At 70.1% G+C, this 22884-nt stretch carries 18 protein-coding genes and 2 pseudogenes; 11 read left to right on the top strand and 9 right to left on the bottom strand.

The features are described from left to right. Positions 1–48: 48 nt before the first annotated feature. The 5 genes from dnaK (at position 49) to LJ657_RS45415 (ending at position 5931) form a co-directional block, all read left to right on the top strand. Positions 49–1887 (top strand): molecular chaperone DnaK, encoded by a 1839-nt coding sequence (gene dnaK / locus LJ657_RS45435; RefSeq protein ID WP_232655593.1) that lies wholly within the window; start codon positions 49–51, stop codon positions 1885–1887. After that, positions 1884–2537 carry a nucleotide exchange factor GrpE gene (gene grpE, locus LJ657_RS45430; RefSeq protein WP_232655592.1) on the top strand — a complete coding sequence of 218 codons (654 nt, stop codon included), beginning with the start codon at positions 1884–1886 and terminating at the stop codon, positions 2535–2537. Before dnaK ends, grpE begins: the two co-directional genes overlap by 4 nt. A gap of 57 nt (positions 2538–2594) precedes the next feature. After that, positions 2595–3773: a molecular chaperone DnaJ gene (gene dnaJ / locus LJ657_RS45425; protein ID WP_232655591.1), complete on the top strand. Its 1179-nt coding sequence runs from the start codon at positions 2595–2597 to the stop codon at positions 3771–3773. Positions 3774–3778: 5 nt separating this feature from the next. Next, a complete protein-coding gene (locus LJ657_RS45420) occupies positions 3779–4225 on the top strand; it encodes a heat shock protein transcriptional repressor HspR (RefSeq protein WP_232655622.1) in 447 nt (148 codons plus the stop codon). A gap of 590 nt (positions 4226–4815) precedes the next feature. Beyond that, entirely contained in the window at positions 4816–5931 is a 1116-nt protein-coding gene (locus LJ657_RS45415; protein ID WP_232655590.1) for a sugar ABC transporter substrate-binding protein, read from the top strand. A gap of 67 nt (positions 5932–5998) precedes the next feature. Here the strand turns inward: LJ657_RS45415 and LJ657_RS45410 are convergent, their stop codons facing one another. From LJ657_RS45410 to LJ657_RS45400, 3 genes are read right to left on the bottom strand one after another with little or no spacing between them, the layout of a single operon-like run. Beyond that, the gene (locus tag LJ657_RS45410) at positions 5999–6853 is read right to left on the bottom strand and encodes a transglutaminase family protein (protein ID WP_232655589.1); all 855 of its coding nucleotides are present in this window, start codon (positions 6851–6853) and stop codon (positions 5999–6001) included. A 1-nt stretch (position 6854) separates the two neighbouring features. Beyond that, positions 6855–7790 (bottom strand): alpha-E domain-containing protein, encoded by a 936-nt coding sequence (locus tag LJ657_RS45405; RefSeq protein WP_232655588.1) that lies wholly within the window; start codon positions 7788–7790, stop codon positions 6855–6857. Beyond that, positions 7787–9331, bottom strand: a complete 1545-nt coding sequence (locus LJ657_RS45400; protein ID WP_232655587.1) for a circularly permuted type 2 ATP-grasp protein — start codon at positions 9329–9331, stop codon at positions 7787–7789. The genes LJ657_RS45405 and LJ657_RS45400 overlap by 4 nt, the downstream gene beginning before the upstream one ends. 302 nt (positions 9332–9633) lie before the next feature. Between LJ657_RS45400 and LJ657_RS45395 the strand changes: the two genes are divergently transcribed. Then, positions 9634–10677, top strand: a complete 1044-nt coding sequence (locus tag LJ657_RS45395; RefSeq protein ID WP_232655586.1) for a helix-turn-helix transcriptional regulator — start codon at positions 9634–9636, stop codon at positions 10675–10677. Positions 10678–10789: 112 nt separating this feature from the next. Here the strand turns inward: LJ657_RS45395 and LJ657_RS45385 are convergent, their stop codons facing one another. Further along, positions 10790–11773 (bottom strand): helix-turn-helix domain-containing protein, encoded by a 984-nt coding sequence (locus LJ657_RS45385; protein ID WP_232655585.1) that lies wholly within the window; start codon positions 11771–11773, stop codon positions 10790–10792. Between the two features lie 381 nt (positions 11774–12154). Between LJ657_RS45385 and LJ657_RS45380 the strand changes: the two genes are divergently transcribed. Beyond that, positions 12155–12451: a Rieske (2Fe-2S) protein gene (locus LJ657_RS45380; protein WP_232655621.1), complete on the top strand. Its 297-nt coding sequence runs from the start codon at positions 12155–12157 to the stop codon at positions 12449–12451. A gap of 184 nt (positions 12452–12635) precedes the next feature. Here the strand turns inward: LJ657_RS45380 and LJ657_RS45375 are convergent, their stop codons facing one another. Next, positions 12636–13049 (bottom strand): pyridoxamine 5'-phosphate oxidase family protein, encoded by a 414-nt coding sequence (locus LJ657_RS45375; RefSeq protein WP_232655584.1) that lies wholly within the window; start codon positions 13047–13049, stop codon positions 12636–12638. A 140-nt stretch (positions 13050–13189) separates the two neighbouring features. Between LJ657_RS45375 and clpB the strand changes: the two genes are divergently transcribed. Both clpB and LJ657_RS45365 read left to right on the top strand, forming a co-directional pair. Then, complete coding sequence (clpB, locus tag LJ657_RS45370) at positions 13190–15787, top strand: ATP-dependent chaperone ClpB (RefSeq protein ID WP_232655583.1); 2598 nt, start codon at positions 13190–13192, stop codon at positions 15785–15787. A gap of 554 nt (positions 15788–16341) precedes the next feature. After that, positions 16342–16875 (top strand): YbjN domain-containing protein, encoded by a 534-nt coding sequence (locus tag LJ657_RS45365; protein ID WP_232655582.1) that lies wholly within the window; start codon positions 16342–16344, stop codon positions 16873–16875. A gap of 30 nt (positions 16876–16905) precedes the next feature. Here the strand turns inward: LJ657_RS45365 and LJ657_RS45360 are convergent, their stop codons facing one another. Together LJ657_RS45360 and LJ657_RS45355 are read right to left on the bottom strand one after the other, a co-directional pair. Continuing rightward, on the bottom strand, positions 16906–18096 hold the full coding sequence (locus tag LJ657_RS45360) for a putative hexosyltransferase (RefSeq protein ID WP_372488068.1): 1191 nt from the start codon (positions 18094–18096) through the stop codon (positions 16906–16908). 99 nt (positions 18097–18195) lie between these two features. After that, positions 18196–18632, bottom strand: a pseudogene (locus LJ657_RS45355) (aminotransferase class I/II-fold pyridoxal phosphate-dependent enzyme); the annotation flags it as partial. 188 nt (positions 18633–18820) lie between these two features. On the opposite strand from LJ657_RS45355, the gene LJ657_RS45350 reads away from it, so the two are divergent. Beyond that, on the top strand, positions 18821–19375 hold the full coding sequence (locus LJ657_RS45350) for a Uma2 family endonuclease (protein ID WP_232655581.1): 555 nt from the start codon (positions 18821–18823) through the stop codon (positions 19373–19375). Between the two features lie 251 nt (positions 19376–19626). After that, positions 19627–21660: an L-glutamate oxidase LgoX gene (gene lgoX / locus LJ657_RS45345; protein WP_232655580.1), complete on the top strand. Its 2034-nt coding sequence runs from the start codon at positions 19627–19629 to the stop codon at positions 21658–21660. A gap of 103 nt (positions 21661–21763) precedes the next feature. Here the strand turns inward: lgoX and LJ657_RS45340 are convergent. Continuing rightward, a pseudogene (locus LJ657_RS45340) lies at positions 21764–22234 on the bottom strand (aminotransferase class I/II-fold pyridoxal phosphate-dependent enzyme); the annotation flags it as partial. Between the two features lie 111 nt (positions 22235–22345). Next, positions 22346–22564, bottom strand: a complete 219-nt coding sequence (locus tag LJ657_RS45335; protein ID WP_232655579.1) for a hypothetical protein — start codon at positions 22562–22564, stop codon at positions 22346–22348. Positions 22565–22884: the final 320 nt, after the last annotated feature.

Here is a 22884-nt window from a genome sequence, read left to right as displayed (position 1 = left end):
CGTGCACACTTGAGTCCGTTCCACTCAAGTCAGCTGGAGGAATTCACCATGGCACGTGCGGTCGGCATCGACCTGGGCACGACTAACTCCGTCGTCAGCGTTCTGGAGGGCGGCGAGCCCACCGTCATCACCAACGCCGAGGGTGCCAGGACCACGCCGTCCGTCGTCGCCTTCGCGAAGAACGGTGAGGTGCTGGTCGGCGAGGTCGCCAAGCGCCAGGCGGTCACGAACGTTGACCGGACCATCCGCTCCGTGAAGCGCCACATGGGCACGGACTGGAAGATCGAGCTCGACGGGAAGCAGTTCAACCCGCAGCAGATGAGCGCCTTCATCCTGCAGAAGCTGAAGCGCGACGCCGAGTCCTACCTGGGCGAGAAGGTCACGGACGCGGTCATCACCGTCCCGGCCTACTTCAACGACTCCGAGCGCCAGGCGACGAAGGAGGCCGGCGAGATCGCCGGTCTGAACGTCCTTCGTATCGTCAACGAGCCCACCGCGGCCGCGCTCGCGTACGGCCTCGACAAGGACGACCAGACGATCCTCGTCTTCGACCTCGGCGGCGGCACCTTCGACGTGTCCCTCCTGGAGATCGGTGACGGCGTCGTCGAGGTGAAGGCCACGAACGGCGACAACCACCTCGGCGGTGACGACTGGGACCAGCGCGTCGTCGACTACCTGGTCAAGCAGTTCGCGTCCGGTCACGGCGTGGACCTCGGCAAGGACAAGATGGCCCTGCAGCGTCTGCGTGAGGCTGCCGAGAAGGCCAAGATCGAGCTGTCGTCGTCAACCGAGACCTCGATCAACCTGCCCTACATCACCGCGTCCGCCGAGGGCCCGCTGCACCTGGACGAGAAGCTCACCCGGGCCCAGTTCCAGCAGCTGACGGCCGACCTGCTGGAGCGCTGCAAGACGCCGTTCCACAACGTCATCAAGGACGCCGGCATCTCCATCAACGAGATCGACCACGTCGTCCTCGTCGGCGGTTCCACCCGTATGCCCGCCGTCGCCGAGCTCGTCCGCGAGCTGACCGGCGGCAAGGACGCCAACAAGGGCGTCAACCCGGACGAGGTCGTCGCCATCGGCGCCGCCCTGCAGGCCGGTGTCCTCAAGGGTGAGGTCAAGGACGTCCTGCTCCTCGACGTGACCCCGCTGTCCCTCGGTATCGAGACCAAGGGCGGCATCATGACGAAGCTCATCGAGCGGAACACGACGATCCCGACCAAGCGGTCCGAGATCTTCACCACCGCCGAGGACAACCAGCCGTCCGTGCAGATCCAGGTCTACCAGGGCGAGCGCGAGATCGCGGCGTACAACAAGAAGCTCGGTATGTTCGAGCTGACCGGTCTGCCGCCGGCCCCGCGCGGTGTCCCGCAGATCGAGGTCGCCTTCGACATCGACGCCAACGGCATCATGCACGTGACCGCGAAGGACCTGGGCACGGGCAAGGAGCAGAAGATGACCGTCACCGGCGGCTCCTCGCTGCCGAAGGACGAGGTCGACCGGATGCGCCAGGAGGCCGAGAAGTACGCGGAGGAGGACCACGCCCGCCGCGAGGCCGCCGAGACCCGCAACCAGGGCGAGCAGCTCGTCTACCAGACGGAGAAGTTCCTCAAGGACAACGAGGACAAGGTCCCCGGCGAGATCAAGACCGAGGTCGAGGCGTCCGTCGAGGAGCTGAAGACCGCGCTCAAGGGCGAGGACACCGCCGAGATCCGCACCGCCACCGAGAAGGTCGCGGCCGTCTCGCAGAAGCTGGGCCAGGCCATGTACGCCGACGCCCAGGCCTCGCAGGCCGCCGGCGGCGCCGGCGCCGAGGCCCCGAAGGCCGACGACGACGTCGTGGACGCCGAGATCGTGGACGACGAGCGCAAGGACGGTGCCGCGTGACGGAGGAGACCCCGGGCTTCGACGAGAAGCCCGACGTCCCCTCCGGCGCCACCCCCGAAGACGCCGAGCCGCAGGCCGCCTCCCCCTCCTCGGGGGAGGGGGCGGCCCCGGCCGGGGACGCAGCACAGATCGCAGGCCTGACGGCCCAGCTGGACCAGGTGCGCAAGGCGCTCGAGGAGCGCACCGCGGACCTCCAGCGGCTCCAGGCCGAGTTCCAGAACTACCGCCGCCGGGTCGAGCGGGACCGGATCACGGTCAAGGAGATCGCCATCGCGAACCTCCTGACCGAGCTCCTGCCCGTCCTCGACGACATCGGCCGCGCGCGCGACCACGGCGAACTCGTCGGCGGATTCAAGTCCGTCGCGGAGTCGCTGGAGACCGTCGCGGCGAAGATGGGACTGCAGCAGTTCGGCAAGGAGGGCGAGCCCTTCGACCCGACGATCCACGAGGCCCTGATGCACTCGTACGCGCCGGACGTCACCGAGACGACGTGCGTGGCGATTCTGCAGCCCGGGTATCGCTTCGGCGAGCGCACCATCCGCCCCGCGCGGGTGGCCGTCGCCGAACCCCAGCCGGGGGCGCAGACCGTCAAGTCCGACGAGGCGGAGACGGCCGACGACAAGGAGAGCGGTGGCCCGGACGAGGGCTGAGCTTGAACCGATCGCAGTACCGACCGCCGTACCGATGAGAGAGGAGGGGCGTCGGGGATGAGCACCAAGGACTTCATCGAGAAGGACTACTACAAGGTCCTCGGCGTCCCCAAGGACGCCACCGAGGCCGAGATCAAGAAGGCGTACCGGAAGCTCGCCCGCGAGAACCACCCGGACGCCAACAAGGGCAACGCCAAGGCCGAGGAGCGCTTCAAGGAGATCTCCGAGGCGAACGACATACTCGGCGACCCCAAGAAGCGCAAGGAGTACGACGAGGCCCGCGCCCTCTTCGGCAACGGCGGCTTCCGCCCCGGGCCGGGCGGCGCAGGCGGCTCCTTCAACTTCGACCTGGGCGACCTCTTCGGAGGCGGCGCCCAGGGCGGCGGGGGTTCCGGAGGCTTCGGCGGCGGAATCGGTGACGTCTTCGGGGGCCTGTTCAACCGCGGCAGCTCCGGTACGACCCGGGTGCAGCCCAGGCGCGGCCAGGACATCGACACCGAGGTCAGCCTCAGCTTCACCGAGGCGATCGAGGGGGCGACGGTCCCGCTGCGCATGTCCTCGCAGTCACCCTGCAAGGCCTGCTCGGGAACCGGCGACGCCAACGGCAACCCGCGGGTGTGCCCGACGTGCGTCGGCACCGGCCAGGTCGCGCGGGGCTCCGGCGGCGGCTTCTCGCTCACCGACCCCTGCCCGGACTGCAAGGGCCGCGGTCTGATCGCGGAGAACCCCTGCGAGGTCTGCAAGGGCAGCGGCCGCGCCAAGTCCTCGCGCACGATGCAGGTCCGCATCCCGGCCGGGGTGTCGGACGGCCAGCGCATCCGGCTGCGCGGCAAGGGCGCACCGGGCGAGCGGGGCGGCCCGGCGGGCGACCTGTACGTCACGGTGCACGTCGACGCGCACCCCGTGTTCGGCCGCAAGGGCGACAATCTCACCGTCACCGTCCCCGTGACCTTCACCGAGGCGGCGCTCGGCGGCGAGGTCAAGGTCCCCACCCTGGGCGGCCCTCCCGTCACCCTGAAACTGCCCCCGGGCACGCCCAACGGCCGCACCATGCGGGCCCGCGGCAAGGGCGCGGTCCGCAAGGACGGAACCCGCGGCGACCTCCTGGTCACCGTCGAGGTGAGTGTCCCGGCGGACCTGACGGGGAAGGCTCGTGACGCACTGGAGGCGTACCGCGAGGCGACCGCGGGCGAGGACCCGCGGGCGGAGCTGTTCCAGGCCGCGAAGGGAGCATGACAGAGATGGACGGCCGTCGACGCAACCCGTACGAACTGACCGAGGAAACCCCGGTCTACGTCATTTCGGTGGCGGCCCAGCTCTCCGGCCTGCACCCGCAGACCCTGCGCCAGTACGACCGCCTCGGCCTGGTCTCGCCCGACCGCACCCCCGGCCGCGGCCGCCGCTACTCGGCCCGCGACATCGAACTGCTGCGCACCGTCCAGCAGTTGTCGCAGGACGAGGGCATCAACCTGGCCGGCATCAAGCGGATCATCGAACTGGAGAACCAGGTCGCCGCGCTCCAGCAGCGCTGCGCCGAACTCCAGGCGGCGGTCGAGGGCGCCGCGGCGGCGATGCAGCAGCGCGAGGCGGCGGTGCATGCGTCGTACCGCCGCGATCTGGTCCCGTACCAGGAGGTGCAGCAGACCAGCGCGCTGGTGGTGTGGCGGCCGAAGCGGCAGCAGGACTGACGTGCGGATGTGACAGGGGCCCGGAGGCTGAACCTCCGGGCCCCTTCCGTGTCGGCGGCCGATGTCCGTGGCCGATGTCACCGGCCGACGAAGAACCCCAGCGAGGAGCTCCGCTCGCTTCCTCGCCCGTAGGGATCCACGGCGTACACGGTGGCCGTGCACGGCCCGTTGTACGGCGGTGCCCAGGAGAGGGAGCCGGTCGACGGTGATCTCCGTGGAGGGCGCCGACTCGGCACCCGTGCCGGCGTCCACGGCGACGACGCAGTAGGACGCCTTGCCCGCCGGAGCGAGGCGGTCCTCCCACCAGCCGCCGTGGTTGAACCCGCCGTGATCACGACAAGCGAGGAATCGGGTTGGTTGTACGGATCTTTGCCTGCCGATTGCCTGCGGTTGCATGGAGAGTCCGTAAAGAACCTTTGGAGGCGTTTCCGCCGTGCCTTTACATGGTCGGCGGAGTGTTGCGTTGCGCACTCGTTAAGTAGTTGCGCTTGACGCCTGGGGGCCGCTCCGCGTTGGCTTTTCAGTCACCTGGGTCGCATGTTGCGCCCGCGTCCGGAAGACACCGGAAGACACCAGAAGTGAGCTCCTCCATGCGTCCCACGCGTCGTACCGCCATCGCCGTCGCAGCGTCCACGATGACTCTGTCGCTCTCCTCCTGCGGCGTGCTGAACGTGTCGGGGGACAGCAGCTCGGCGAGCCCCACGAAGGGCAACGACGTCACCGTCGGCCTGCTGCTGCCGGAGACGGCCAACACGCGGTACGAGGACTTCGACTACCCCATCATCAAGAAGCAGGTCGCCTCGCTCACCAAGCAGCAGGGCAGGGTGGACTACCAGAACGCCGGCCAGAACGCGGCCAAGCAGGCGGCCCAGATGCAGAAGATGATCGACGACAAGGCCGACATCATCCTGCTGGACGCCGTGGACTCGCACGCGATCGCCGGTGAGGTGCAGAAGGCGAAGGACGCCGGTATCCCGGTCATCGCCTACGACCGGCTGGCCGAGGGCCCGATCGACGCGTACATCTCCTTCGACAACGAGCTCGTCGGCGAGGTCCAGGGCCGCACCCTGCTGGAGGCGCTGGGCAGCAACGCCGACACCTCCGACAAGATCGTCATGATGAACGGCTCGCCCACCGACCCGAACGCCAAGCAGTTCAAGGCGGGCGCCCTGTCCGAGCTCAACGGCAAGGTGACCATCGCCAAGTCGTACGACACCAAGGACTGGGACCCGAAGAACGCCCAGGCCAACATGAAGGCGGCCATCGAGGCGATCGGCAAGAACAACATCGCCGGCGTCTACTCCGCCAACGACGGCATGGCCGGCGGTATCGTCACGGCCCTGGAGAACGCCGGCGTCACCAAGCTGCCGCCGCTCACCGGCCAGGACGCGCAGCTGGAGGCCGTGCAGCGGATCGTCTCGGGCGAGCAGTACATGAGCGTGTACAAGTCGTACCCGCAGGAGGCCGCGGCGGCCGCGCAGATGGCGGTGGCCAAGGTGCAGGGCAAGGAGATCGAGTTCGACGCCCTCACCCAGGACACCGTCGACAGCCCCACCAACAAGGGCATCCCCGCGCAGCTCGTCACCGTGACCGCCCTGACGAGGAAGAACATCAAGTCGACGGTCGTCGCGGACGGCATCTACAAGGTCTCCCAGATCTGCACGTCGAAGTTCGCGTCGGAGTGCTCGGCGATCGGTCTCAAGTGACGGCGGGAGGGCCGGAGGGCGGCAGCCGCCCTCCGGCCCTCCGGACACATGGACCTCCGCGGAGAGTTCACCCCACCCGCGTGAACACCACCGCCACCTCCGGCGGACCGCCCGCCACACCCCGGTAGATGCCCTTGTGCGGGGTGACGTCGTCGTAGTCGCGGCCACGGGCCACCACGACATGGGACTCGTCGGCGCGGGTGCGGTTGGTGGGGTCGTACCCGCACCAGTCGCCCGCCCAGTACTCGATCCAGGCGTGGCTCTGCCCGGCGACGGGCCGGTGGAGTTCCGCCTCCCGCTCCGGGTGGAGGTAGCCGGAGACGTAGCGGGCCGGCAGCCCCACGCCCCGCAGCAGGGCGATGGTGAGGTGGGTGATGTCCTGACAGACACCCGCGCCCTGCTCCCAGGCCTCCGCGGGCGAGGTGTTCACGCTGGTGGCGCCGGGGAGGTAGGAGACCCGGTCGGCGACCAGGGCGGAGACCGCGACCGCCGTCTCGTGCGGGTCGAGGCCGGCCGCCGCCTTCCGCGCCTTCTTGACCAGCCTCGCCGGGACCGCCGTACGGCCGGTCGGGCTCGCGAACTCCAACAGGCGGGAGTTCGTGGTGCGTTCGGCCAGCTCCGCCCAGGCGGGCGCGGGCGGCAGCGCCTCCGGCGGGGACGTCTCGACCAGGCTGGAGGCCGTGATGGTGAGGTCGCCGTGCGGGTCCATCAGGTCGAAGCCGGTGACCTGGGTGCCCCAGTAGTCCCAGTACGACCAGGTGGGGGTGGTGGGGTTGACGGTGACCCGGGCGTCCAGGGTCGTCTGGCCCGGCAGCGTCAGCGGGGTCATGCGGACCTCGTTGTGCGAGGAGGCCGCGGGCTGGGCGTAGGAGACCCGGGTGGTGTGCTTGATACGGAGGCGGCGTACGCGTTCGGCGGTCATCTCACGCTCCTTCCTGGGCCCACTCGATGGGCCCCTGGTACGGGAAGAACCGCTCGGCCACCGCGTCCGCGGACGCCATGCAGGCGTGCTGCAGGTCGCCCAGCAGGGCGGGCAGCTGGTTCTCCAGGGCGTGCGTGTCCAGGTATTCGAGACGGGTGCGGAGCCTGCCGATAGGGCGGCGCGCGGGGTCCTGGCGGGGGCGGCCGAGAGCGGTGAGGCACTCTTCCGCCGTGGTCAGCGCATGCAGGGCCGAGCGCGGGAAGTCCCGGTCCAGGAGCAGGAATTCAGCCACGCGCGGGGTGTCGCCGAAACCGCCGTACACCCGGGCATACGCCTCATCCGCGCCCGAAGCGCTCAGCAGTGTCGGCCAGTCGGGTGCGTGCACGGCGTCCAGCACGCGCACCGACAGCAGCCGTACCGTCATGTCCACCCGCTCCAGGCTGCGTCCCAGCACCACGAAACGCCAGCTGTCGTCCCGGCTCATGGTCGAGTCGGCGAGCCCGAAGAAGAGCGCGGCCCGGCGGCGCACCAGCTCCAGATAGGCGTACGGGCCGGTACGGCGGGCCGCCATCCGCTGGTCGGCCAGCGCGTGCCAGGTGGAGTTGAGGCACTCCCACATCTCGGAGGAGATGGCCTCACGGGCGCTGCGCGCGTTCAGCCGGGCGGCGCCGAGCGCCCCCTCGATGGAGCCCGTCGAGCGGGCGTCGAACGCCAGCTGGTCCAGGACCTGCTGCATGTCGCAGGGGCCGTCGTCGCCCGCGTCCATGCCGAGGATCGCGTACAACGACCGGCAGGCGGTGTCCTCGTCGCGCCAGGGGTCCTCCAGCAGTCGGTGCAGATACGCGTCGAGGATGCGGCCCGTGGCGTCGGCGCGCTCGACGTAACGCCCGGTCCAGGTCAGGGATTCGGCGATACGGGAGAGGATCACGTCGTTCACTGCTGCTGCGCCCCTTCCTGCACGACGGCGCGGGCGCCGTCGGGTCCGAGCCGGCGCGGGGCGACGGAGGGCAGCGCGCCGGCCGGTTCGGGCGCCGGCTGCTCGGCGGGGCCCTCCGCGAGCACCCAGGTGTCCTTGGAGCCGCCGCCCTGGCTGGAGTTGACGATCAGGTTGCCCTCCTGGAGGGCGACACGGGTCAGCCCGCCGGGCAGCACCCAGACATCGTTGCCGTCGTTCACGGCGAACGGCCTGAGGTCGATGTGACGGGGTGCCAGGCGCTCGCCGGCGAGGGTGGGGGAGGTGGACAGGGCGACGGGCCGCTGGGCGATGAAGCCGCGCGGGTCGGCGGTGACGGCTTTGCGAGTGCGTTCCAGGGTGTCCTGGTCGGCCTTGGGGCCGATCACGATCCCCTGGCCTCCGGCGCCGTCGACGGGCTTGATGACCAGTTGGTCGATCTGGTCGAGGACCGCCTCCAACTGTCCCGGTTCGTCGGGCCGGTAGGACTCGACGTTCGGGAGAATCGGTTCTTCGGAGAGGTAGTAGCGGATCAGGTCCGGGACGTAGGTGTAGAGCAGCTTGTCGTCGGCGATCCCGTTGCCCACGGCGTTCGCGAGTGTGACGTTGCCCGCCATGGCGGCGCCCATGACGCCGGGGCAGCCGATCACCGAGTCGGGCCGGAAGTGGAGCGGGTCCAGGAAGTCGTCGTCCAGGCGCCGGTATACGACATGGACGGGCACCTCGCCGCGCGTGGTGCGCATCCAGACGCGGTTGCCCCGGCAGACCAGGTCGTGCCCCTCGACCAGCTGCACGCCCATCAGCCGGGCGAGCAGGGCGTGTTCGAAGTAGGCGGCGTTGCTGGGGCCCGGGGTGAGGACGACGACCCGCGGGTCCTGAGCGCCGTCGGGTGCGGCTGCGCGGAGGGCGGCGAGCAGTCTCTGCGCGTAGCCGTCGACGGGCACGACGTGCTGTTCCGCGAACAGGGACGGGAAGATCCGGGTCATGGCCCGGCGGTTCTCGATGACGTACGAGACCCCGCTGGGCACCCGCACGTTGTCCTCCAGCACCCGGAAGTCCCCGGCCTCGTCGCGTACGAGGTCGATGCCCGCGACGTGGATACGGACGCCGCCCGGCGGCTCGACCCCCTGCGCCGCCCGGTGGAAGTGCGGGGAGTTGAGCAGCAGCCGCCAGGGCACCACGCCGTCCTCGAAGGCGCGGCAGGGTCCGTAGGCGTCGGCGAGGTAGGCCTCCAGGGCCCTGACCCGCTGGCTCACCCCGCGTTGTATGAGATCCCATTCGAGGGCGTCGAGGATGCGGGGCACCAGGTCCAGCGGCCAGGGGCGCTCCTCGCCCGCGAAGGCGTAGGTCACGCCGCGGTCGGTGAAGGCGCGCGCCATCTGGTCGGCCCGGAACCGGAGTTCGCTCGGCTCGATGGGCTGTAGTGCTGCCAGTACCGGCTCGTAGGCGGTTCTGACCTCACCCGGCCGCTCAAACATCTCGTCCCACGCGTCGGCCAACGCGTACGCGTCAAATATGTCCGCCATGAGGGGACGTTAGAGGCGGTGTGTAACGGGGTGATCACTGGCTCGTTTCCGGTAGCTTGCGTGGCGCTTCGCCAGCTGTGCCGGGATGTGTCGCCGGTTTCTGCGGCTCGGTCGTGGTTGCTCGCGCCCACGCCGCGGAGCCGCAAATGGAGACGGCCCCGCGCCTCTTGCGGGGCGCGGGAAATAGCCGGACGTACAGGTGTTTTCGGGCGCTCAGTTCGCGCCGAGCCGTGTTGCGGAGCTGGTCCGGGCCGCGCATAGTTGCGCTGCGACAGACGCTGGAACCGGGGGTGGGATGGGCGATGGCCGGGCACGGGACGGATGAGCATCCGCACGGTGCCGACCGGCTGTGCGACGCCGGGGACCGCGTGTACTCCCGGGCCGTACGGCGGGGCCGGGTGGCGCGCCGGGACGCCGAACCGGTGCCGTGCCTGCTGGAGCTGGCCCTGCTGCACCCTGACCCGGACGACATGGACTGGCTGGTCCCGACGTCCCCGCAGGAGGTCATGACCAGACTGCTGCGCGGGGTCTACGACGAGGTCAGCGCGAGCCAGCGGCGGGTCGGCGCTGCGGTCTCCGCCGTCGAGCGGTACGCCGGACTCGGCCCCGCCACGCAGGCGGGCCCCGGCGCGGAGGGCGCCGCGATCCGCGTCCTCGACGGGCTCTCCCGCATCCAGGCCGCCATGGACCAGGCGACGGAGGCCTGCACCACGGAGGTCCTCACGGTCCAGCCCGGCGGCATCCGCCCCGAGCACGAGCTGACCGAGGGTCTGCACCGGGCGCTGGCGCTGCGCGGGCGGGGCGTGCGGATGCGCGACCTGTACACCCATGTGGCCCGGCACGGGCAGGGGCTGCTCAACTACCTTGAGCTGATGGGAGGTTCGGTCGAGGCCCGGACCCTCGACGAGGTGATCGACCGGCTGATCCTCTTCGACCGTACGGTGGCGTTCATCCCCGCGAACGCGGACCGCACCCTGGCGCTGGAGCTGCGCCACCCGGCGCTGGTCGAGTACCTGGTCACGGTCTTCGAACGGCTGTGGCGCCTGGCGATCCCGCTGACCGCGCCGCTGCCCGACACCGGCATCGAGGGCATCTCGCACCGTGAGCAGTCCATCGCGGCGCTCCTCGCGGAGGGCCACCAGGACGCGGTGATCGCGGAGCGGCTCGGCATAAGCGTGCGCACCTGCCGTGCCCATATCGCGCGGCTGTCCGAGACCCTCGGCGCGGCAAGCCGCACCCAACTCGGCGTCCGCATCGCCCAGGTGGGCCTCGACGGGCCCCGCCAGCCGGCGGACGTCACTCCCTCGGTCACCCTTCCGGGTCAAGAATCCCCGACTGCCCGATGAGGTGGCCGAGCTGCGCCCGGCTCTCGCTGCCCAGTGCGGCCGCCAGTTCGGCGATGTGGACGCGGGTGTTCCGGATGCCTCGCCGGCATCACCGCACTCCCCTTCGCTCGGGTCACTTCTCGGGGTCCAGGATTCCCGACTGCGCTATCAGGAAGCCGAGTTGGGCCCGGCTGCCGCTGCCCAGGGCCGTGGCCAGCTTGGCTATGTGGGCGCGGCAGGTGCGGACGTTCATACCCAGGCGGCGCGCGATCGCCTCGTCCACGTGGCCTTCCACGAGCAGCTTGGCTATGGAGTGCTGGATGTCGGTGATGCCGCCGGCCGCGGGCTCGTAGGGGGCGCCCGCGTTCAGCGGGACGGACCGGCCCCACATGAACTCGAAGACTCTGACCAGGTAGCGGATCAGGCCGGGATGGCGGAGCTCCAGGGCGACCTGCTGGTCGTCGCGGGCGGGGATGAAGGCGACGGTCTCGTCGCAGATGATGAGGCGTTCCACCACCTCGTCGATGGTGCGGTACTCCACTTTGCCGTTGGAGAGCTGGGCCACGTAGGCCAGCTTCTCCTGGCTGTAGCGGGCCGTGTGCTGGTACAGCGTCCGGATTCGCACGCCGCGTTCGATCAGCGGCTTGTCTCGTTCCAGTCCCTGCATGAGGCTGCGCTCGGAGAAGCGGTCGTCGCTCGGCTGGATGGTGAGCATCTCGCTCTGGCACTGGGCGGTGGCCAGGTTGAGCGCCGCATTGATCCGCTTTCCCCCCTCCAGCACGGTGATCGAGTCGTCGGTCACCGTGGCCTGGGCGCTGAGCGCCATGAACGGCTCGAATGCGTCCGCGAGCTCCATGGACAACCGGCGGCGCTCTGTGATCTCGCGCTCGATGGGGTGCAGCCGCTCGGCCAGCGCGGCGAACGGCGGCACGGGCCGCAGCCAGTCCGCATCGTCCGGGTCGGGGTGGAGAAGGGCGAACTCCATCAGACAGGGGGCGGACTCCGCCTCCGCTCGGGCGATCCGTCCCATGCGCAGGGCGTTCGCATAAAGGCGGCCACCCTCCTCGCAGATTTCGGTCACCGCATGGGGATGCGCCGCCTTAGCCCGATTTGCCATGAAATCTCCACCCCCCAGGGTCCTGAACATGCAGGAACATGATGCATCGATCCTGTGGCCATGACGTGTTCGAATGAGCCATCGTCTTATCCGACGGGGGAAGAGGAGACTTTCAAGTGAGGACGAAGCCGACTATGCGGAACAGAATGCTTCGCTCGGTGCTTGTTGCCGCCCTCTCCGCCGTCGTGGGACTCGGAGTGCTGGGCGGTACCTCCCATGTGGGGGAGAGCACTCGAGCGGACTCCCATTGGCCTGCGGCCGCCCAGTCCGTCACGCTCGCGGACTCCCATTGGCCGGCGGTCGTCGAGTCCAGCACCCAAGACAGCGCTGGGAGCTGACGACGTGACCATCCCACCGGACGACCGCTCCTTCCGACGCGAAATGGCCACGGCCTACCGCTCCGGCTGGCACTTCATCGACCTTGTCACCGCGATCCCCCACTCCGGTGACTCGCTGATGGTGACCGTGTTCGGCGAGCCGGTCGTGGTCACGCGCGACGAGGACGAGGACGTACGGGCGTACCGGTGTCTGCGGCGGCCTCGGGGGGCGCCGCAGCCAGTGCGATGTGCCATTCGGTACGGAATGATCTTTGTGAACCTCGACCAACGAGACCACCGGCTGGTGGAACCGGAAACCCCCGATGTTCGGACCATCGCAGCCACCCCCCGCAGTGCCTGACGCGAATCCCCCGTCGTAACAGTTCGCTCAGGTGCTTCCCCCCGCAGCGGCGTCACCGTGACCTGAACACGGTGACGCCGCTGCAGTTTTACGGGATATTTCCGGGTATCGGCATATTCGGCCATCGCAGTGCGCTGGCCGAAAACAGCCCCCTCCGTCACGGCCGTCACGGCCGTGACGGCCGTCATGCGAGGCCCATCGCCCTCGTCAGTTCGATCTCGATCACCACACGTGACGGGTTCGGCCCGGGCGTGCGCCGGTAGCGCTCCGCGTACCGCCGCACGGCCTCAGCGACCCGCTCCGGCTCGGTCCGTACCACGGCCCGGCCCTCCAGGGTCGCCCAGCGGCGGCCGTCCACCTGGCACACCGCGACCCGGGCGCCCTCGTCGCCGGCGGCCAGCACGTTCAGCACCTTGGTGCTCGTCCTGTTCGTGATCACCCGAGCAAGACCGGCGCCGGGATCGTATGTGACCCCGACGGGCACCACGTGCGGGCTGCCGTCCGGGCGTGGGGTCGTCAGCGTGCACAGGTGCCGTTCCCGCCAGAAGTCGAGGTACGCGGCGTCGGGTGCGCCGGGGTCCTGCGAATAGGTCGCCATGGCTCCGGAACTTAGCCCCCGGACTCTCCCGGCCGCCGCCTTGAGTGGAATAGACTCAACTTTGTGTACGCTGACTGAGTCAGTACTGGGGCTGACTGGGACTTGTGGCGGACGGCTGACATCAGGAGGAGAACGCGACAGTGGACGCCGAGCTGACCAACCGGAGCCGGGACGCCCTCAGGGCGGCCGAGCAGCGGGCCCTGACCGACGGGCACGCCGACCTCACTCCGGCGCACCTGCTCCTGGCCCTGCTGCAGGGCCAGGACAACGAGAACATCACCGACCTGCTGGCCGCCGTCGACGCCGACCAGGCGGCCGTCCGCGCCGGCGCGGAGAAGATCCTCGCCGGCCTGCCCAGCGTGACCGGCTCGACCGTCGCGCCCCCGCAGCCGGGCCGCGAGCTGCTCTCCGTGATCGCCGACGCCACCGAGCGCGCCAGGGACCTCGGCGACGAGTACCTCTCCACCGAGCACCTGCTCATCGGCATCGCCGCGAAGGGCGGCGCCGCGGGTGACGTACTGTCCGGGCAGGGGGCCGGTGCGAAGAAGCTGCAGGCGGCCTTCCAGCAGGCGAGGGGAGGACGCCGGGTGACCACAGCCGATCCGGAGGGCCAGTACAAGGCCCTGGAGAAGTTCGGCACGGACTTCACGGCCGCGGCACGCGAGGGCCGGCTCGACCCGGTCATCGGCCGCGACCAGGAGATCCGCCGTGTCGTACAGGTGCTGTCGCGCCGTACGAAGAACAACCCGGTCCTCATCGGCGAGCCCGGCGTCGGCAAGACCGCCGTCGTCGAGGGACTCGCCCAGCGGATCGTCAAGGGCGACGTACCGGAGTCCCTCAAGAACAAGCGGCTGGTCGCGCTGGACCTCGGCGCGATGGTCGCGGGCGCGAAGTACCGCGGCGAGTTCGAGGAGCGGCTGAAGACCGTCCTGGCCGAGATCAAGGACTCGGACGGCCAGATCATCACGTTCATCGACGAGCTGCACACCGTCGTCGGCGCGGGCGCCGGCGGCGACTCCGCCATGGACGCCGGCAACATGCTGAAGCCGATGCTGGCCCGCGGCGAGCTGCGCATGGTCGGCGCCACGACCCTCGACGAGTACCGCGAGCGCGTCGAGAAGGACCCGGCACTGGAGCGCCGCTTCCAGCAGGTCTTGGTCTCCGAGCCCACGGTCGAGGACACCATCGCGATCCTGCGCGGACTCAAGGGCCGCTACGAGGCCCACCACAAGGTCCAGATCGCCGACAGCGCCCTGGTCGCCTCCGCCACCCTCTCCGACCGCTACATCACCTCCCGCTTCCTCCCCGACAAGGCCATCGACCTGGTCGACGAGGCGGCCTCCCGCCTGCGTATGGAGATCGACTCCTCTCCCGTCGAGATCGACGAACTCCAGCGCGCCGTCGACCGGTTGAAGATGGAGGAGCTCGCCCTGGTCAAGGAGACCGACCCGGCCTCCCGCGAGCGCCTGGAGCGGCTGCGCCGCGACCTCGCCGACAAGGAGGAGGAACTGCGGGGCCTGACCGCCCGCTGGGAGAAGGAGAAGCAGTCCCTCAACCGCGTCGGTGAACTCAAGGAGAAGCTGGACGAGTTGCGGGGCACGGCCGAACGGGCCCAGCGCGACGGCGACTTCGACACCGCCTCCAAGCTGCTGTACGGCGAGATCCCCGCCCTGGAAAGGGACTTGGAGGCCGCCTCGGAGGCCGAGGAGGAGGTCTCCAGGGACACGATGGTCAAGGACGAGGTGGGCTCCGACGACATCGCGGACGTCGTCGCCGCCTGGACCGGCATCCCCGCCGGCCGCCTCCTGGAGGGCGAGACCCAGAAACTCCTGCGCATGGAGGAGGAGCTGGGCCGCCGGCTGATCGGCCAGCAGGAGGCCGTGCAGGCGGTCTCGGACGCCGTCCGCCGCACCCGCGCCGGCATCGCCGACCCGGACCGCCCGACCGGCTCCTTCCTCTTCCTCGGCCCGACGGGCGTCGGCAAGACCGAACTGGCGAAAGCCCTCGCCGACTTCCTCTTCGACGACGAGCGGGCCATGGTCCGCATCGACATGTCGGAGTACGGCGAGAAGCACAGCGTGGCCCGCCTGGTCGGCGCCCCGCCCGGCTACATCGGCTACGAGGAGGGCGGCCAGCTCACCGAAGCGGTGCGCAGGCGTCCGTACTCCGTCGTCCTGCTGGACGAGGTCGAGAAGGCCCACCCCGAGGTCTTCGACGTCCTCCTCCAGGTGCTGGACGACGGCCGTCTGACGGACGGCCAGGGCCGCACGGTCGACTTCCGCAACACGATCCTCGTGCTGACCTCGAACCTGGGCAGCCAGTTCCTGGTCGATCCGCTGACCGGCGAGGAGGAGAAGAAGGAGCAGGTTCTGGAGGTCGTCCGGACGTCCTTCAAGCCGGAGTTCCTCAACCGCCTCGACGACCTCGTGGTCTTCTCGGCCCTGTCCAAGGACGAGCTCGGCCGCATCGCCCGGCTCCAGATCGACCGGCTGGCGAAGCGCCTCGCGGAGCGCCGCCTCACCCTGGAGATCACCGACGAGGCGCTGGCCTGGCTCGCCGACGAGGGCAACGACCCGGCCTACGGCGCCCGCCCCCTGCGCCGCCTCGTCCAGACCGCCATCGGCGACCGCCTGGCCAAGGAGATCCTCTCCGGCGAGGTCAAGGACGGCGACACGGTCCGGGTGGACGCGTTCGGGGAGGGGCTGATCGTGGGACCGGCCACCGGAAAGACCCTCTGAGCGTGGCCCGGGGAGCCCCGCGGGGGCTCCCCGGGGCCGGCCGGCACCCACACCGTGAACAGTGTGAAGGCGCCGGCCAGGCGCAGCGCGGGCAGCGGCAGACGAGGCACTCACCATCGCGCTGCGACGGACGGATACCGGTGGGCGCCGGAGCGGCTCAAGCTGCCGAGTGCATGTGAACCTCACCGCCGCTGTCGCACAAGCAACCAGCCGCTGGGAGGCCAGGGCGGCCCTCCTCCGTAAGGCTGCTGTTCGCTGCTTCTGCGAGGGAACGCACCAGTGGGGCACAGCGCACATGTGGTCCCCCGCGGCTCGGCAACGGCAGGCCACCGACGGAATCGACTGCCGGGAGGGAGCCCGGCGCCACTTCCTGGAGCTTCGGCGGGACAAGGGGCTGCGGCCGGGATTCCGGTACTCACGTCGCTGATCGGCCACGCGGCGGCAGCCCCGGGTAGGGCAGCTTGCCGCTCACGGTCCAAGAGAGAGAGGGTGGGCATGTACGTCTGGTCTCAGCGATGGCCGGACGAGCCAGACGACCGCAGGAGTGTCCAAGTATGTCCATCGACCCGTCCTCGATTCCGAACTTCGGGGGCCAGCCCGAGCCGCAGCCCGGCGGACCGGCGGGCCCCGTCGTCCCGGATCAGGACCTCGTGAAGCAGCTCCTCGACCAGATGGAGCTCAAGTACGTCGTCGACGACGAGGGTGACCTCGCGGCGCCGTGGGAGCAGTTCCGTACGTACTTCATGTTCCGCGGTGAAGGGGACCAGCAGGTCTTCTCCGTCCGGACGTTCTACGACCGGCCCCACCAGATCGACGAGAAGCAGCTGCTGCTGGAGTCCATCGACGACTGGAACCGGCGGACCTTGTGGCCCAAGGTCTACAGCCACACCCACGACGACGGCACGGTCCGTCTGATCGGTGAGGCGCAGATGCTGATCGGCACCGGCGTCAGCCTGGAGCACTTCGTGTCCTCCACCGTCAGCTGGGTACGGGCCGCCATCGAGTTCGACAAGTGGCTCATCGAGCAGCTCGGCCTCGAAGAGGAGATCAACGAGGCGGACGAGAAGCCCGGGGACGACGAGGAGTAGTCCTCCGCCCGCTTCCACAGCGTCATCGCCCTACAGGGGCATGTGGGCGATCACGACCAGATACGCCCCGTAGACGAACGAGAGCCCGGCCAGGGCGCCGACCACCACGGTCGCGTGCCAGGGCCGGGCTCTCGCCGTGCGGACGAGGGCCCGGGCGAGGGGCAGCAGGAGCGGGAAGGCGGGCAGCAGGAAGCGGGGCTTCGACTCGAAGAAGCCGGAGCCGCCGAGGGCGATCAGCAGCAGTACGCCGCTGTGGACGAGGAGCGGGAGCGGGGCGCGGTCGGCGAGGAGGAGGGCGAACAGCAGGACGCCCGCCGCCACGATCACCATCGTCATCGGGAAGACGAACCGGTCCCCCTGCAGCAGCAGGTGCCGTACGAACCGCAGCGAGCCGTGCCCGAAGTCGAACCGGGACCCCCAGTGCCGCTGCACGGCGAAGTACCCGTCGAGCAGGTTCCCCTCGCGGTGCCCGACCCACAGGACGTACGCGGTCCAGCCGGCCGGTGCGAGGGCAGCGCCCGTCCACAGCCTGTGGGAAACCCTTCCGCGCCGCCGCCACACCTCGCAGACCGCCGCCGCGAGCACGGCCGCCGCGACCGCGCACCCGTTGGGCCGGGCCAGCCCCGCCAGCGCGGCCAGCGAGCCCGCCCACAGCCACCGCCCGGCGAGCACCGCGTACAGCGACCAGGCGGCGAACGCGGTCAGCACGGGCTCGGTGTACCCCATGGACAGCACCACGGAGTGCGGCAGCAGCGCCCACAGCACCACCAGCGCGATCGCGACGGCCCGCCCGTGCAGCCGGGCACCGACCGCGTAGATCCCGCAGGCGGCGACGGCGGCCGCGGTCCAGGACACCAGCAGCCCGGACGCGCCCCCGCCCAGCGGGCTCACGGCGTTCACGGCCCGTACCAGCGCCGGGTAGAGCGGGAAGAACGCCGTGTCGCTGAAGACGGCGCCCGTCCGGGGGTGCTGGATGCGGCCGTACCCGTGGGCGGCGATCTCCAGGTACCACACGGAGTCCCAGGACCGCCCGAGCAGCCCGAGCGCGTCCCGCCCGGTCGTCGCCCGGGCCACCAGGGCGAGCGTGGCGACGCCGAGCAGCCGGACGGCCAGGAACAGGCCGAGCGCGGTGGCCATGGGGGCCACCCGGGACACATGGACACGGCCCTGGGCGCCGGGCTCGGCGACCGAGGTACGAGCGAGGGTACTGGCGTGGGTCACACCGGCACATTGCAGGGCGAACCGGCCATGCGCGAGCGCTGGGCGTCCGGCCGGGTACGGTTTCGCGGCGCTCGGCGTGGCGGCGTGACGCGCCTCGGATCAGCCCGCTGCGGCCTTGACCCGCTGCACCGCCTCCTGCAGCACCACTGTCCGCTTGCAGAACGCGAACCGGACGAACGGGGCGCCGGCCTCGCGGTGGTCGTAGAACACGGCGTTCGCGATGGCGACGACGCCGGCCCGCTCGGGGAGGGCGCGGCAGAAGGCGAAGCCGTCGTTCTCGCCGAGGGGGCGGATGTCGGTGGTGATGAAGTAGGTGCCGGCCGGGCGGAATACCTTGAAGCCCGCCTGGTCCAGGCCGCCCGCCAGCAGGTCCCGCTTGGCGCGCATGTCGGCTCGGAACTCGTCGAAGTACGAGTCGGGCAAGCGCAGTGCCTCGGCGACGGCGTACTGGAAGGGCCGGAGGAGGCGTAGGTCAGGAACTGCTTCGCCGAGCGGACCGCCGAGACCAGTCCCGGGGCCGCGGTGATCCAGGCGACGCCTCGTTCGTGCACTCATTCGCGTGTCGCGCACAAGCCCACCAGGGGCATATCCAGCACAGCCGGTGAGCCGTCTGCTGTTCGTGTCCCGTGATGCACGGCCCGAAGGCATCTCGCGGCCGTACCGCCGGGCTCGGTGACACGGCGCTGTCCGCCGTATCCTGACCACACACGGGAAGGAGCCGTCGATGAGCGTCGATGCGATCGTGCACACCGAGTTCCCCAGGGGGTACACGGTCCTGTTCGGAGCTGACGGAAAGGTGATCATGACTCCGCAGAGCTTCGAGCACTCAAGCACGATCAAGTCGATGCAATACGACACGGTCGTGTCCCTCGGGCGCCACGCGAAGACTGCCTCGGACGTCTACCTCGACTTCCCCGCCGACGAGAACTCCGCCCCCGATCTGGCGATCCTTCGGGAGGACGCCCGCCGGGAAGGCAAGCGCTACAGCTTCGAGGACGTCCTGCTGATCTCCGAGGTCGTCTCGACCTCTTCCGCACGCAAGGACTACGACGACTGCACCGCGAAGTACGGCCGCTACGGAATTCCGATCTACCTGGTCGTGGACCCCTACGCCGAGGAAGTCGTTCTCCATACCCAGCCGACCGCCACCGGTTACATCGCGGCACACACCCACAAGTACGGCACGGGCAAGCTCCCCATCCCCCTGGCCGACGGCCGCACCTTCACCCTCGACCTCGACGAACTCCCGCGCCCGGAGCCCGAGGCGGACGCCCGCTGACGAAGGGCTCCCGGCAACGGCCGTGCCGTTGGCACCCCCGTTGTAGGGCGTGGTCGGGCTTGAGCAGGCAGCAGGGACAGTGCGCGCCAACCGCGGGCCTTCGGCCGCCGGACGTGTGCGGCGTGCGCGGAAGCATCCGTTCCGCACGCGTGCGCTGCGGGCGGGGTGTCGAGCCTCCCCGCGCTCGCACGTTCGGGTGAGCGTTGATCATCTCCCGTACGCGGCACTCTGGCGCGCCCTATCCAGGACGTATGCATGAACTCCGCACCGCAGCCAGCCAACTGCCGTTGTCCCGGCGGCGTTTCACCACCGCCACCGGCACAGCCGCCGGCGTCACCGTCCTCGGACTGGGCACCGCCGAGCCGGCCGCCGCGGCACCGGCCACCCCTGCCGCCCCCGCTGTCCCGGAGCGGGCCCCCTCCCGCTCCACCGCCGACTGGGACACCTGTCTTGCCGTCGCCCGCGCGCTGCTGGTGGTCGACGCCCACGACAGGCCCCTCGTGCCTACGTACGAGAAGATCCTCGGTTCCGGGCTGCCCCGCGCCCGGACCAGAGCCGCCAAGAAGGTCCTGGTCGTGGGTGCCGGTCCGGCCGGCCTCGTCGCCGCCTGGCTGCTCAAGCGCGCCGGATACCAGGTGACGCTGCTGGAGGCCAACGGCAACCGGGTCGGCGGACGTATCAAGACCTTCCGCACCGGTGGCCACGAGCACGCCGCGCAGCCGTTCGCGGATCCGCGGCAGTACGCGGAGGCCGGCGCCATGCGTATCCCCGGCAGCCACCCGCTGGTCATGCACCTGATCGAGCAACTCGGTCTCGAGAAGCGCCCGTTCCACCTCGTCGACGTCGACGGATCCGGCAAACCCGTCAACCACGCATGGCTGCACGTCAACGGCATCCGCGTACGCCGCTCCGAGTACGCCGGATCCCCCCGCCGCGTCAACCAGTCCTTCGGAGTACCCCGCAAGTACTGGGACACCCCCTCCTCGAAGATCCTCGGCGATGCCCTCGATCCCGTACGCGACGAGTTCAGCACGGTCGGGCCCGACGGCAAGCGCGTCGACAAACCCCTGCCGGAGCGGGTGCGGGGCTGGGCACGGGTCGTCCAACGCTACGGCGACTGGTCCATGTACCGGTTCCTGACCGAGCAGGCCGGTTTCGACGAGCGCACCATCGACCTGGTCGGCACGCTGGAGAACCTGACCTCGCGGCTACCGCTGTCCTTCATCCACAGCTTCATCAGCCAGTCCCTGATCAGCCCGGGCACCGCCTTCTGGGAGCTGGTCGGCGGCACGGCGACACTGCCGGACGCGCTGCTGCGGCAGGTGTCCGACGTGCTGCGCCGCGACCGGCGCGCCACGCACATCGAGTACTGGGACGCCGAACGACAGCATGAGCCCGGTGCCGACGACACCTCGCATGTGCGCCGGGACGGCCCGCACGTGTGGATCGACACCGTGTCGGAGGGCCGCGACGGCACGGTGGTGCGCGAGCAGTTCACCGGTGACCTGGCGATCGTCACCGTGCCGTTCTCCGGGCTGCGACAGGTGCAGATCAGCCCGCTGATGGCATACGGCAAGCGCCGTGCCGTCGCCGAGCTGCACTACGACAGCGCGACCAAGGTACTGCTGGAGTTCAGCCGCCGCTGGTGGGAGTTCACCGAGGCCGACTGGAAACGCGAACTCGACACCGTACGGCCTGGTTTGCACCAGGACTATCTGCGCGGCAAGGCGCCCGCCGACGGCAGCCTGCTCGGGGCGCACCCCTCTGTGCCGCGCGGTCACATCAGCTCGGCACAACGTGCCCACTACGCCGCCAACCGCTGGGTGGGCCGCGACCAGCCCGAGGCTGCTCACATCATCGGTGGCGGGTCGGTCTCCGACAACTCCAACCGCTTCATGATCAACCCGTCGCACCCTGTTCCCGGCAGCAAGGGAGGCGTCGTGCTGGCCTCCTACTGTTGGGCCGACGACGCCTCCCGCTGGGACTCCTTCGACGACGAGGCCCGTTACCCGTACGCCCTGCGCGGCCTGCAGCAGGTCTACGGACAGCGGGTGGAGGTGTTCTACACCGGTGCAGGCCGCACCCAGAGCTGGCTGCGCGATCCGTACGCGTACGGTGAGGCGTCCGTTCTGCTCCCCGGCCAGCACACCGAACTCCTCGGGCACATCCGCGCCCCCGAAGGCCCGCTGCGTTTCGCCGGGGACCACACCTCGGTCAAGCCGTCGTGGATCGAGGGTGCCGTCGAGTCCGGCGTGCGGGCGGCACTGGAGGTGCACCTGGCCTAACAGGCGCACGAAGATCTCGCTGAGGGGGCTGCCTGGCTGTGGGCCGGGCGGCGCCTGCAGAGATCGTCTCGGTCGGGGACGGTGGGTCGGGCGGCCCGTGCCGTTACGGCGAAGGCTGGTTCGTTTCCTTGAGGCCCGATGACGCGAGGCGTCGCAGGCGGCGGGTGGCCTCGGTGAGAACCTCGTCCCGCTTGCAGAGCGCGAAGCGGACGAAGGGCGCGCCCGCCTCGCGGTGGTCGTAGAAGACGGCGTTGGGGATGGCGACGACACCCGCCCGCTCGGGCAGCGCGCGGCAGAAGGCGAAGCCGTCCTTCTCGCCGAGGGGGCGGATGCCGGTGGTGATGAAGTGGGTGCCCGCGGACCGGAACACTTCGAAGCCCGCCTCGGCGAGCCCCGCAGCCAGCAGGTCCCGCTTGGCCGGCATGTCCTCGCGGAAGGCGGTGAAGTAGCTGTCGGGGAGCGCCAGCGCCTCGGCGACCGCGTACTGGAAGGGGCCGGAGGAGACGTAGGTCAGGAACTGCTTCGCCGAGCGGACCGCCGAGACCAGTCCCGGGGCCGCGGTGATCCAGCCCATGCCGTGTTCGTGCACTCATTTGCATGTCACGCAACAGGCACATCGCAGGCTCCTTCAGCACCATGGGGCGGGCCGCCGCCCTCGGCGGGAGGGCGGCGGGCCGGAGGGGGGTCAGCCGAAGTAGCCCTCGAGGTCGGCGATGACGCTGACCGAGCCGTTGGCATTGTGGATGTGGATGTAGCCGTTGGAATCGAGCGGGACCACGGCCAGGACGGGACGGGTCTCGCCGGTGGTCAGGTTGAGGTCGGAGACGTTCGGCAGACTGCCGTCGCCGTAGGCGGTGAGGTGGGTGCCGGTGGTCGGCCCGGTGCCGGTGAGGTTGACCAGCACCGCGCTGGCTCCGACCGGCAGAAGGGTTCCGCCTGGGAACCAGGGCCGGTGTCGCTGCACATGGCAGACGCATCGTCGACGTACAGAGCGGTGCTCGTATCCGCGTGGGCGGGGCTGGTGCCGAGGCTGCCAAGCAGGACTGCGAGGACAGCGGAAGCTATGAGTGGTTTCCTGCGTGGCACGGGCGCGTTCTCTCTCCCCCGTTATGTTTTCTGCGGTCCTGCAATGGGACCGCTGGCCTCCGGGCCCGGCATGGCTGTTCCCCCCTGTCGAAGGGATGACCTGGGGGGTGGTGCCACCGGGCCCGAGAGGCGCCGTTG

Source organism: Streptomyces guryensis (genome assembly GCF_021261325.1).
Taxonomy (GTDB): Bacteria; Actinomycetota; Actinomycetes; order Streptomycetales; family Streptomycetaceae; genus Streptomyces; species Streptomyces guryensis.
The sequence above is the reverse complement of the archived record's forward strand: the minus strand, read 5'-3'. Positions and strand labels throughout refer to the sequence as shown.